A 13,767-nucleotide genomic window follows, 5' to 3' on the forward strand; every position below is an offset into this window, starting at 1 on the left:
TATAAATATATTATTGCGCTCAAATAGCATTATATATTTAATTATATAAGCATATTGATTTTCATATTCACCTGCCCATTTATTTTCATAAATAAATATTATTATTTGTTTTTTAGGAATATCTATATGAGTAAAAATAAATCGCTTATTCCTGGAGTAAAACCCTATAACGGCCCAGCCGGAGGATGGGGAGCATTAAAAGCAACAGCTATTGCAGTACGTACTCAAATGGATGCTTTAATTGCACCTAAAACACTACTTAATACCAATCAACCGGATGGATTTGATTGCCCAGGTTGTGCATGGCCAGATAAAGAGCATCACTCTACTTTTCAATTTTGTGAGAATGGTGCCAAAGCCGTAACTTGGGAAGCGACGAAAAAAAGAGTCACACCAGAATTTTTAGCACAAAACACAGTGACTGAATTACTAAAAAAATCAGATTTTGAACTTGAAGGTTATGGCCGTTTAACTCACCCTCTTTCTTATGATCCAATAACTGACACTCTAGTTCCTGTATCATGGGAACAGGCTTTTGATCGTATAGGTAAATTATTAAGAGATATTCCTTCACCAGATAGTGTGGAATTTTACACTTCGGGAAGAGCTTCAAATGAAGCTGCTTATTTATTCCAGCTTTTTGCTAGAGAATATGGCACAAATAATTTTCCAGATTGTTCAAATATGTGCCATGAACCCACCAGCGTAGGGTTACCACAATCAATTGGTATTGGTAAAGGGACTGTTTCTTTAGATGATTTTGATAGTACACAGTTAATTATTGCTATCGGTCATAATCCCGGAACCAATCACCCTAGAATGATGGGAACATTACATGAAGTGGCTCGTCGAGGTGTCCCCATTGTCGTCTTAAACCCATTAAAAGAACGTGCATTAGAACGCTTTACCGATCCTCAAAGCATAATTGAGATGGCAACTTATAGCTCAACCAATATTGCATCATCTTACTATCAGGTTAAGGCGGGGGGTGATGCTGCGGCTTTAAAAGGCATTATGAAAACGCTATTAGCTTGGGATTTAGAGCGTGGCGATATTCTTGATCATGATTTTATCGCAGAACATACTCAAGGATTTGAAGCCGTTATTGACGATTTAAACCAAACAACTTGGCAAGATATTGAAAATGAAAGTGGGCTTTCACAAGATTCTCTTGAAAGTATCGCATCACTTTACGCGAATTCCCCTGCCACCATTATTACTTATGGTATGGGTATTACCCAGCATAATAAAGGAACCGCTAACGTTCGCTTAATTGCCGATTTATTATTAATGAAAGGTAATATTGGAAAACTGGGGGCTGGAATATGTCCATTACGAGGGCATTCTAATGTTCAAGGCAATCGAACCGTCGGTATTACTGAAAAACCCTCTACAGAATTTCTGCAAAAAATAGAACAAATCTTCGGTTTCAAACCACCTTATAAACATGGTCATGATGCTGTTAATGCCATGCAAGCTATGGTTGAAGGTAAAGCAAAAGCATTAATTTGCTTAGGGGGTAATTTTGCTGTGGCACTGCCTGATCCCGAACTGTCTTTTTCAGCAATGCGAAAACTGGATCTCAGTGTTCATATTGGAACTAAATTAAATCGCTCTCATTTATTAACTGCTAAAAATACGTTTATTTTGCCTTGCTTAGGCCGTACTGAATCAGATATACAAGCATTAGGCCGCCAATCAATCACCGTTGAAGACTCTATGTCGATGGTACATGCCTCTTCAGGTAAATTAACGCCAGCGTCTCCATTATTAAAATCAGAGCCATCTATTGTTGCCGAAATGGCTGCAACAACGTTATCTGAAAGCAAAACACCTTGGATGAGATTTACGGAAAGTTATGATCTCATTCGTGACATGATTGAAAAAACCATTCCGGGTTTCGAAAACTATAATCAACGTATTCGTGTACCAGGCGGATTTCGTATGCCACTGCCTGCGGTTGAAAGAATTTGGGATACACCAACGGGTAAAGCGATGTTTTCTGTTTTTGAGGGTGTTAACGAAAATGAACCAGTCGCTGGAGATGATATTTTACGTCTCGTCACAATACGTAGTCATGACCAATACAATACAACCATTTATGCATTAGACGACCGCTATCGTGGTATTTTCGGTAGGCGTGATGTGCTCTTTATGAGCGAGGTTGATTTAATCGCAAGAGGTTTAAAACAAGGCGACAAAGTGACTATTGAAACAGTAAGTCAAAATAGAAAGCTACAGCTTAATGATATTACTGTTGTTTCATTTAGTATTGCGCCGGGTACTGTTGCTGCTTATTACCCAGAAGCTAATGTCCTTATTCCACTGGACTATATTGATAAAGAAAGTGGAACACCTTCATATAAAGCGACACCTGTTAGAATTCACGCCCAAAAAACACAAGTTGCCTAAGGTTTCATTCAACTAAAAAATAAAAAGCTGAGTCTATATTTAGGCTCAGCTTCTCTTTTTATCTACAAACTCATATCAACTAAATATGTACACATTTCAGTAAAGCATTTCTCAATCAGTATCGAACGAGGCTCTTCGCGCCGAATAATAATACCAAGAGGAGAATTTATTGTGGCATCAGCAATAGGAACAACATCAAGATTTGGGTTCAATTTTTCAATTCCTTTTGAAAGAGGAACAATTGAGGCACAAAATCCTGCATCGACTGATTGCATAAGATGAAGTGTAGAACTACTTTCAACTAATACTTTCGGATGCAAATTATAGCGCTGAAATGCCAGATCAACGGATTGTCTAAAATGATTTTCTTTATTAAGCAGTGCCAATGGCAATTTAACTGCTTCATTCCATGAAATCGTTTTTGCCGAAGGCATAAAATGATTACGATGAAATAAAAGCCCCAATTCTGTTTGCTTTAAAGCATAAATTTCATGTTGCTGAGTATTCGCTTTTTCTAAATAGCAAATACCAATATCAAGGCTATTATTATTAAGACAATCGACTATCTTTTCACTATCACTCGACATAACCTGAAAGCGAATTTCAGGAAAAACGGATGAGATTTTCTGCAACATTTTCATTGGGTTTAAATTAGTTAATGGCACAATGCCTATACGTAATTGTCCTAATAACTGTTGTCGAAAATTAGCCGCTTCTGCCTGTAATCCATTATAAGCAGACTCCATTGTTTTCGCCCACTTTAGGATTTTCTCGCCTTCTTCTGTAAATCCTTCAAAACGAGAACTCCGCTTAATAAGCACAACATCTAGCTCTTTTTCTAAATTACGTAATCGCATGGATAAAGTAGGTTGTGTGACATGGCACATTTCAGCAGCTTGGCCAAAATGTTGAGTTTTATCTAATGCGATTAAATAAAATAATTGTTTTATGTCGATATGCGATGACCTCATGATAAGCAGGTGAATAGAAAAAATAGCCGTTCTTATACTATAAGATAAACAGTACGCGCAGTTTTATTTACCTTCCAGCTTTTTATCTATAAGTAAAGATAGAAGATAAAATGGGGAATCCTAACTAAATAAAAAAGCTCACTCTCATTTTACTCTCAGAGTGAGCTTGTTTTAAATACAATATTAACTGACTAACTTAACGGATTAATATTGTTCTTTAATTTTAAAGACTGACACTTTATCTGTTAAATTTTGTGCTTTCTCATCTAAAATCATCGTAGAAGTCGCACCTTGTTCAACTAAAGCCGCATTTTGCTGAACAACTGAATCCATTTGGTTAATGGCTACAGCTATCTGTTCGATGCCCACTTTTTGCTCTTCTGATGCAATACTAATACCTTGCATGATATCGCTGACTTTAGTAATAGAAGAAACAATGTCCTGCATATGCTCACCCGTTTTATTCACTAACTCACGGCCATGAGCCACATCGGCAACGGATTCTCTGATAATTTGGTTAATTTCACGCGCAGCATCCGCACTTCTTGCGGCTAAATTTCTCACTTCAGTTGCAACAACAGTAAATCCACGGCCTTGTTCACCGGCACGCGCTGCTTCAACCGCTGCGTTTAATGCTAGAATATTAGTTTGGCTTGCAATGTTATTAACTACATCATTGATTTCAGCAACTTTTAATGTGCCTACTTCGATCTTTTTCATCGAACTAATTGCATCATTCATAATATTAGAACCATCAATTGCTAAATCACGAGTTTCTGCTGTAATAGAGTTTGCTAAAATCGCATTATCAGTATTATTAACAACGGCAATTTTTATCTCTTCCATACTCGCAGCTGTTTGTTGTAGGGCGCTTGCTTGCTCCTCAGTACGAGAAGAAAGATCTTGATTACCAGAAGCAATCTCTGCCGAGCCCTTTTTGATCTCTAACGCTTCTTCTTTAACAAGTTGAATAGTCGATGTTAACTCAACTTGCATATCACCAACATTAGAAAACAAAGTTCCAAATTCATCATTTCGTTTTTTAGGTAAAGTAAAACTTAAATCCCCTTCTCCCACTTTCTGCAAAATGTCTGATAGAGTATTCAAATTAAAGATAAACGTTTTATTTACCCAACGGATAACAATATAAAGAAGAACAAGAATGATCCCCAAAGCAATGAGGGTTGTGTAAATTGATAACTGCACCATCCAAGCTTGTTCCGATTTAATATCGTCATTCACACCTTTAGTTATTATGAGATATTCATCAAAGAGATCTGATAAGCGATTAAAATCACTGGAAAGGTTTGATTCTGTATAATCTAGTGTATCTATAGGCGCAATAAGTTCATCGAGAAGATAATAGAATAGTACAGAAAGTTGCTCTGAATTGCGTTGTGCATCAGGGCTGATCTTCTTTACTTCAACCCAATGTGCAATAGTCGCTTTTGATTTTGTTGCTAACTCTTTTGCTTCAGCAACAATGGATTTAATCGTTTCTTGTTTGTTTTCATCTGTCATGGTTTTTAACAACATCAGATAATTAACATGAGAACGAATAGTGGCTAATTCGTACCTTGCTTCCTGAACGTTATTTAATCTTGTATTCAAAGAATCTAATGATGCAAAGTTTTCTTGCATGCGATAAATAAAAAATGACGACAATACAGATGATAATAAGAAAATGGCTAATAGTATGATAGAACCTACTTTAGCTGATCTTTCAATACTCATGAAATAATCCACCCCGGTAATTAAATAATACAAATGTACTCATTTATCGGCACGAAATAGATTTTATTTACTTATTAATCAGAATTATCAATACAAATGCTTAATAAGGTTCTCAATCAATGATAGTAACTAGTTTTTTCCTCTTATTTTTACATCTTAATCTGGATGATATACCAATATGAAATAGTATTTTAGTGTTATTAGTTGGTCGTTTTTTGAACGCCGTTTTCATTTAAATAAAACACAGCAAACATTTTTCACACTCAATTAAATGATAAACATCATTTAACGATTAAAATATCTTAAGTATTTTTACAACTCAATCCATAAATTAGAGATAAATAGCTTCTAAAAAAATCACAGATAAGGTATAAACACTTAGAATATTATTAATAAAAAAATTATCGCTTCTTTTAGAAAGAAAGGAGAAATAGAACCTACAAGCTATTTTAACCTTCATATAGAAGAATAAATCTAACCTTAGAGAAAGTGCCTAAAACATCATTGCAATTAATGCATTCAAAAAGTTATTTTCTTAGCATCAAACAATAAACTCCTCTTTATATGAATATTCCTCTCAATAATTATTGAGTTAGATCAATTTTAATTTTCTGTCTTATTCACCAAAAAGAAGGATTTCATGGATTATTTATAAATACACATAATTCATTTTCATCATATACCCCAATTTTTGATTTTATTCAGAGAATTCTTACATTCTACTTTTCTCAAAAATACTCACTTTACGCGTAAAACATACTTCCTTACATTACCTAACCTTTTCATACAATCCATCCTATAAAGACTAAAAGTGAAATATAAATTAATATATAACTTATCAAACCAGATTTTTCACCTAATAAAAACTCATAAAACGAGTATCAGAATTAGTTTACGTTTGCATTAAATTTCTTAACATATTGATATGCCTATCACTTACTAAAACTTAAGTATAACCTTACAATAATTACTCTCTTGATAGGTATTACCTATTACATAGTGATATCGCATAGGGTAAACCATTTTTACGCACTTATTTATGTGTAATATAGTTACTCAAACCGAAATGGCTAATTTTAATATGTGATAACTTCTAAATATTAGACCTCATGTTATTGGAATTAATTTATGAACGATCTAGACACTAAAGTAGGCTTTTTTTTTAAAAAGGCGAGAAAAGAGAAGAAATTATCAGGTCGTGAACTGGCAAAAATAATCTCTGTTAGCCAACAACAAATATCTCGTTATGAAAATGGCAAAAATAGCATGTCACTTAGTTTAATAAATAAGTTACTCATTATTTTTGATAAAACATGGGATGATTTAAATCGTGAAGTAATAAGTACCTACAACGAAAAGGTGCCAAATACACAATCAAAAAAAAGAGACTATGAATTTAGTGGCACAACCGCTAGCCAACTAAATTAAAAATAAGTATTAAAAAAAATCACTATAGCATCACTATAAGCAATTAATCATGAAAATAAAATATTTAATTATGTTTTATTTTCATGAGCTATTAGCTTTATGAAGTTAGGGGTGTTAACAACCGACGAAACTATTATTTCGTATTAATAGATAATTATTAGGAAAATAGAAAACGCTTATTAAGTGTTTTTATTCGCCATGGATAGCTTTTATTTGTTTTTACACTAATAGCGAGTCAAATAATAAATTACTAAATATTATTTATATTTAGCGATTTATTAAAACGTAGTTATCTAATATAAAACGAAGGAATTTAGAATGAAAAAATCTATCATTGGTGCATCTTTAGCAATGGCATTTGGTCTAATGGCTGGTAATGCTTTTGCTGCTGATAATACTGGTACGATTACTTTTAATGGTGAATTAACGGATACAACTTGTAAAGTTGATATCGAAGGCCAAGGCCCAGATGCAACTATTACTCTGCCTACAGTCAGTACTGCAACTTTAACAGCTGCTGGCCAAGTAACTGGTCGTACTGGTTTCAATATGAACCTGTCTGATTGTAAAGTCGGTACCGCTGGCCATAAAACAGTATCTGCATTCTTTGAAACTGGTGCAACTGTTGACCAAGCCGCTGGTCGTCTGAACAATATGGATGTCGCTGCAACTGGTGCAAAACTGGTTCAATTACAACTGTTAGATGGTAGCAATGCATTCGCACCAATCAAAATTGGTAATACTTCTCAAGTAAATGCAACTGCTTACGTTCAAATTACTGATGAAAAAGCCACTCTACCATACGCTGTTGAATACTACGCTATCGGTAAAACCGAGGCTGGTAAAGTAACAAGTAGCGTTGTTTATACTCTGCAGTATAAATAATCGAAATAAACAGGGGGGAGGCTTCTCCTTCCTGTTTGCTTTTTATTAATGGAATAAAGATAAATATGAAAACCACTAAATTAATTAAAAGCTTTTTTTTGAGTTTATTAATTATTATTCCAACATGGGTGAATGCTGCCGTTGTTATTAGTGGCACTCGTGTTATTTATAATGAAAATGAAAAAGAAGTAACGCTTAAAGTTTCTAATGAAGGAACTGTACCTGTATTAATTCAAAATTGGCTTGATACCGGAGATGTCGATGCAGCTCCAGAAACTATTCAAGTTCCTTTTGTATTAACGCCCCCCGTTTTTCGTATTGAACCAACTAAATCCCAGACATTAAGAATTGGTTATACCGGTGGCGTTGCTTTACCAAAAGATAAAGAAACTATTTATTGGCTAAACGTATTAGAAATACCACCTAATGCAACAGGTGAAGAAAATAAATTACAAATTGCTTACCGCTCTAGAATAAAACTATTTTATCGCCCAATAGCACTAAAAGATAAAATGGGAGCCATTGAAGCAGCAGAAGGCTTAAAGTTTTCAGTTTCAGGTAACACGTTAAAAGTCATCAATAATGCCCCCTATTATGTTTCTTTAGTTTCTATTTCTCTTAATGGAAATGATAAACAACCTATTGATGGTGAATTAGTTCCACCATTAGGTAGCCATGATTTTGCTATACCCAATGGCATATCAACAAATATAGGAAATAAAGTCGTTTATCGATATGTAAACGATTGGGGCGCAATGAAAATAGTTGAATCAAAACTTTAATTCTCCAGTGATTTCATAAAATATACGGGAATATTTAAATGAGCAGTTATATTTTAAAAACTATTATAATATCTGCTGGTGCGACTTTTTTTCTAATCGCACCCTATACCTATGCAGAAAATATAACAGTAACAGAGAAGAATAAATGGCTGCCGAATGGTAATCATGCATTATCGGGTGTAAATACATTACCCGCGCATGTTGCGACACAAAGTTTACCAGCAAGTGCTAATGGCAATAATTTGCCTACCACAAATGGTAATAATAATACCGCAACCACATTTAACCCTATTTTTATGAATACGTCACAAAGTGATATTGATATCAGCCGTTTTGACAAGGAAAACTCAATATTACCTGGTACGTGGGATGTTGATGTTTACGTTAATAATCATTTTATTGCTAAACAAAAAATCACTTTTAGAGAAATGGCTAACCAAAAAGTGGAACCCTGTCTCACTAAAGACACGATGAGCCTTATCAATATCAAAAATGATAAACAGTCTCCATTGCTGAAAAGTGCAATGGAGCTTCATGAATGTATTGAATTAGTCAATCTCGTTCCTTCAACAGCCGTTACCTATGATCCTTCAATACAACGCCTTAATGTTGAAGTGCCGCAAGCACTTGTTGGCTATAAACCGAGAGGTTATGTAAGCCCTTCACTATGGGATAGAGGGATCAATGCCCTATTAGTGAATTATAATGCTAACTATTTTACATCTAGAAATAACGGCAAAAATTATGATTCCGCGTTTGCAGGTATTGATAGCCATGTGAATTTGGGAACATGGAGTTTTCATCATACTGGTAACTACTCATGGGACGAAAACAATGGCCATGATTACACATCAACCTATAACTATTTAGAGCGTATTATCACCACAATCAGAGGCGTAGTACAAATTGGTGATGTGCTAACAACAGGCCAGCTATTTGACTCTCAGCCACTAAGAGGTATCCAACTCTTTAGTGACGAGAAAATGTTACCGGATTCTCAACGTGGGTTTGCACCAACCATCCGTGGTATTGCAAAAACCAATGCGCGAGTCATTATTCGCCAAGATGGACGTGTTATTCACGAAACAGTGGTTTCACCAGGCCCATTCGAAATTGATGACCTCTATCCTTCTGGTTATGGTGGTAACTTGGATGTCACCATTCAAGAAGCCGATGGTTCACAACAAAACTTCAAAGTTTATTATGCTTCACTAGTGCAATTATTACGCCCTGGGCAGCATAACTACACTGTTGCAGCAGGTCATTTAAATTCCAAATCTGTAGATTATGATCCTACTCTATATCAAGCCACCTACCGCCGTGGTTTAACCAATATTATTACAGGCTATGCAGGTGTTCAGGGTACAGGTGCAGATTACTACGCTGTTCAAGTTGGTTTGGCATTAAGTACACCTTTAGGTGCCTTTTCTGCCGACGTCACACAAGCCCGAGTGCATTTAAATACGACCGCTTCTGCTGTTAATAGCGGACAGAGTTATCAGGTGAGTTACAGTAAATATATTCAAGATACCAACAGTAACTTGACTATTGCGGCATATAAATTTAACTCCGAAAACTTCTACGACTATACCTCTGCAGTACAGGCAATAAATGAAGAAAAACATGGCAGAAGTATTAGTAATATCTGGCGTCCAAAGAGTCGTTTTAACGTTACCATCGATCAGGGTTTAGCTGAAGGTTGGGGTAACTTTTATGTGACAGGTTATACCCAAAACTACTGGAATAATGATACCACCGACTTACAGTACCAATTGGGTTATAACAACAACTGGCGTAGATTGTCTTACGGTCTTAACGTAGGCCAAGTCCGTAATGCCGAAGGTAAAAAAGAAACCACTTTTGAGATGAACTTTACCTTACCATTATATGACCTCAGTATTGATCACATGCCAACCTTAACCGCAGCTGTGACTCGTGATGGTCGAGGTTATGTGGGTGAAAGACTCGGTATTTCTGGCTCTGCGGGTGCGGATAACCGTTACTCTTATGGTGTAACCGCAATGAATACAAACCACGGCGTTGGCTCAAGTATGACGATGAGTGGTAATGCAAGAACAAACTTTAGCAGCTTAAGTGCAACCTACGGTATTGGTGAGCACTATCAAAATGCATCAGTTGGCGCGAGTGGTTCGTTAGTCGGTTGGTCAGGTGGTTTAGCTACATCGCCTTATCAAGGTAATACTTTCACCATTGTTGATGCCGATGGTGCAGAAGGGGCAGCGGTGAGTGGCTATCCAGGCATCGAAGTTAACAGCTTTGGTTATGCTTTAGTGCCTTACTTAACTCCGTATCAATTAAACGATATCACCATTAACCCTAAAAATATGACCACTAGCGTTGAATTACAAAATACTCAAGCCTTTGTCGCTCCGTTTGAAGGTGCAATTACCAAAGTTGTCTTTGAAACTGATAAGGGTATGCCATTGTTGATTACTATCCAAAGAAATAATGGACCTATTCCATTTGGTAGTGTCGCTTACGATGAACAGAACAGTGAAGTGGGTAGCATTGGTCAAGGAGGACTTCTCTACGCCCGCGTTAAAAATCCATCAGGTCGTTTAACGATTAAGTGGGGACCCGGTGAAATACAGCAATGTACGATTAACTATAGTGCACCAGCACAAGATAAAGATAATCAAAATAGTTTTGTCCAACTTACCAGCGTATGTGGAGAATAAAGTATGAAGCCGATTATTAAAAACTCATTAGCCTTAATGCTTCTACTTTTACCCGTGACTGAAGTAATGGCAAAAAAAGATGTAGAATGTAAAACAATTGCACCAACTAAACAGCTACATGTTAATGTTGGAGGGGCTGTTTTTTTAGGGCCTGATGCACCAATAGGAAAGGTTCTATACCAAAGTTATGTCGATGCATCAGCATATAACTATAACTATCAATGTCATGCGGATTATTCTAGGGGCGATGAATATGATTTTGTCATGAGAGAAGCATCAAAGATGCTCTCCATTTCAGGTTCTATTGTCACTGGGGCAGGTATTCCTGACGCTGTCTATAAAACAAATGTACCTGGCATTGGTGTTCGTTTCTTTATCGCACAAAATTTCAACAGACCTATAATTGCAGGTCAAACTCTCGATATATCTGGAGATGTAGTTCGTCACTTAGCTAAAGATGTATATGGCGGTTTAGATGTGCAATACTGGGGTAAACCTTACTTATCTTTTTCATTAATAAAAATTGGGCCAATAACACCAGGAAATGTCAATTTTACAGCGAGAAACCAAACAATTATTAGCTTTCCGAATGAACGACTTGACCGCGTAAAAGCGCCTCAATTTCCTTATACGTTCTTTGATACTTATATTACAGCATCTATCAATGTAACATCATCTAGTTGCAAAACAAGTGATTACACAGTTGAGTTAGGTAAACATAAATTATCTGAATTGCCAGCTAAAGGCAGTACCACGAATTGGATAAATTCAGATATCATCTTAACCAACTGTCCTGCATTTAGAGGCTATTATTCTGGGTATAGAGGGAATATTCTTTCAACTGAAAAGAACCAAACTTTTCCTGATAGAAGCCCTAATGAGATAAAAGTAAGAATAAAACCTGCAAATCCAACTATTTCCACATATCCTGGTACTTTTGCGATTAATAATACTCCTGCCGCGGCAACTGGTGTGGGAATACAACTTTCATTTGGTAGTACAGGAGAGGATTTTGTTAGCTTTAATACGCTAAAAACATTTTCACAACCGCCTTCTGAAAGAGCGGGGAATGTTACAATTCCATTACGTGCACGCTATATTCGCGTCGATGACAGAATATCCGCAGGTAGAGCGGATGGGGCTGCAACCTTTATGATTGAATATTATTAATCCTTTATTCTGTTTACCAGAATAGAATAAAAACTCACTCTGATACGTTAATTCAGAGTGAGTTTTTTTATCGTTATAATGCTTGTTCTTCTATTTGAAAAACGGCCACATTATCCATCAACATCTGCGCTTTTTCGTCTAACATCATCGTTGAAGATGCGCCTTGATCCACTAAAGAAGCATTTTGCTGTACAACAGTATCCATCTGATTAATTGCCACCGCAATTTGTTCAATACCAACACGTTGCTCTTCTGAAGCAAGACTTATCCCTTGCATAATATTGTTTACTTTTGCAATTGAAGTGACAATCTCTTGCATGTGTTCCCCTGTTTTATTAACCAGAGCAGTTCCTTCAGCCACATCTTCTATAGATGCTTTTAATATCTGACTTATTTCCTTGGCTGCATCTGCACTTTTAGAGGCTAAATTTCGCACCTCTGCAGCAACAACAGTAAAACCACGTCCTTGTTCTCCTGCTCTTGCAGCCTCTACTGCTGCATTTAACGCTAAAATATTTGTTTGGCTCGCAAGGCTATTAATAACTTCATTAATTTCACCAACCTTTAATGCACCTTGTTCTATTTTCTTCATTGATAACATCGCATCTTTCATCACATTAGCACCATCGATGACGATATCATTGGATTGATTAATAATAACATTGGCTTCTTGGGTATTTTCGGTGTTATTGGCGACAGCCGTTTTAATCTCTTCCATGCTAGCCGCAGTTTGTTGCAAGGCGCTGGCTTGCTCTTCAGTACGAGAAGAAAGCTCCTGATTACCCGATGCAATTTCAGAAGCACCTCGTTTTATCTCTAAAGTCTCTCTCTTTACAGTAAGAATGGTAGAAGTTAAGGCTTTTTGCATATGGCCAACATGTGAGAATAGTTCACCAAATTCATCTTTTCTCATTTTAGGTAAAGTGAAAACTAACTCACCTTGACCAACTTTATTTAAAATATCAGATAATGTATGAAGATTAGAAATAAATGTTTTATTTACCCAAAGAATAACAAAATATAAAACAATCACTAAAATTAACAATGAAATAATGGTTGAATAAATAGAAAAATTAACCATGGTTTCTTGGTTATTTATAAGAGAAGCACTATTCTTCGCTTTTATGGTGATGTAATTATCAAATAAAATATTTAATCTATCAAAATCATTAGCAAATTCTTCATCATTTACATTTATTGAACCTGAAGTATTTGATGCGATAATTAATCTATCAACTAAATTATAAAATAATTTTGCAATGGCATCGGCACTTTTTTGTGCTTCAACAGTGACTTTTTTCTCTTTTGTCCACATTTCCATGGCACGTTTAGCGCTGTCAGCTAATTTTTTGTTTTTTTCAATAATCTCAGCATCTTTTGCGTTTGTTAATGCAGTATCCTGCATTAAGAAATTCACATTAGAACGCATTGTTGCTAATTCATAGCGTGCCATTAATACATCTGTGTAACGTGTTAACAACGTTTCCACTTGGGTGAAATTATTTTTCATTTTATAAATAAAAAATGAAGATAATGCCGAAGATAAAATAAAAACCAATAATAATACAGACGAACCTATCTTAGCAGATCGTTTAATGCTCATAATAAAAATACCTATACACATATATCGATAAGATTTATTTCCTTATCGACAGAGTTGTTCTTTTATTTAAAAACAATAGGTAT

The 13,767-nt window shown here is 35.7% G+C and carries 9 protein-coding genes; 6 read left to right on the forward strand and 3 right to left on the reverse strand.

The window, feature by feature from the left end; all coding sequences use genetic code 11:
• Positions 1–126 precede the first annotated feature (126 nt).
• The gene (locus DK866_RS12290; protein WP_109409133.1) at positions 127–2,412 is read left to right on the forward strand and encodes an FdhF/YdeP family oxidoreductase; all 2,286 of its coding nucleotides are present in this window, start codon (positions 127–129) and stop codon (positions 2,410–2,412) included.
• Between the two features lie 62 nt (positions 2,413–2,474).
• On the opposite strand, the gene DK866_RS12295 is transcribed toward DK866_RS12290, so the two are convergent.
• Positions 2,475–3,383, reverse strand: coding sequence for a LysR family transcriptional regulator (locus DK866_RS12295; protein ID WP_109409134.1), 909 nt, complete (start codon positions 3,381–3,383; stop codon positions 2,475–2,477).
• A gap of 204 nt (positions 3,384–3,587) precedes the next feature.
• Entirely contained in the window at positions 3,588–5,117 is a 1,530-nt protein-coding gene (locus DK866_RS12300) for a methyl-accepting chemotaxis protein (RefSeq protein WP_109409135.1), read from the reverse strand.
• 1,128 nt (positions 5,118–6,245) lie between these two features.
• Here DK866_RS12300 and DK866_RS12305 point away from each other — a divergent pair.
• The 5 genes from DK866_RS12305 (at position 6,246) to DK866_RS12325 (ending at position 12,081) form a co-directional block, all read left to right on the forward strand.
• The gene (locus DK866_RS12305) at positions 6,246–6,545 is read left to right on the forward strand and encodes a helix-turn-helix domain-containing protein (protein WP_109409136.1); all 300 of its coding nucleotides are present in this window, start codon (positions 6,246–6,248) and stop codon (positions 6,543–6,545) included.
• A 318-nt stretch (positions 6,546–6,863) separates the two neighbouring features.
• A complete protein-coding gene (locus DK866_RS12310) occupies positions 6,864–7,430 on the forward strand; it encodes a fimbrial protein (protein ID WP_109409137.1) in 567 nt (188 codons plus the stop codon).
• Between the two features lie 65 nt (positions 7,431–7,495).
• The gene (locus DK866_RS12315) at positions 7,496–8,212 is read left to right on the forward strand and encodes a fimbrial biogenesis chaperone (RefSeq protein WP_109409138.1); all 717 of its coding nucleotides are present in this window, start codon (positions 7,496–7,498) and stop codon (positions 8,210–8,212) included.
• A gap of 38 nt (positions 8,213–8,250) precedes the next feature.
• The gene (locus DK866_RS12320; protein ID WP_109409139.1) at positions 8,251–10,911 is read left to right on the forward strand and encodes a fimbria/pilus outer membrane usher protein; all 2,661 of its coding nucleotides are present in this window, start codon (positions 8,251–8,253) and stop codon (positions 10,909–10,911) included.
• A gap of 3 nt (positions 10,912–10,914) precedes the next feature.
• Positions 10,915–12,081: a fimbrial protein gene (locus DK866_RS12325; protein WP_109409140.1), complete on the forward strand. Its 1,167-nt coding sequence runs from the start codon at positions 10,915–10,917 to the stop codon at positions 12,079–12,081.
• A gap of 73 nt (positions 12,082–12,154) precedes the next feature.
• Here the strand turns inward: DK866_RS12325 and DK866_RS12330 are convergent, their stop codons facing one another.
• Positions 12,155–13,684 (reverse strand): methyl-accepting chemotaxis protein, encoded by a 1,530-nt coding sequence (locus DK866_RS12330; protein ID WP_109409141.1) that lies wholly within the window; start codon positions 13,682–13,684, stop codon positions 12,155–12,157.
• Positions 13,685–13,767 lie beyond the last annotated feature (83 nt).

The sequence above is a fragment of the Proteus genomosp. 4 str. ATCC 51469 genome, from assembly GCF_003144375.1.
Taxonomy (GTDB): Bacteria; Pseudomonadota; Gammaproteobacteria; order Enterobacterales; family Enterobacteriaceae; genus Proteus.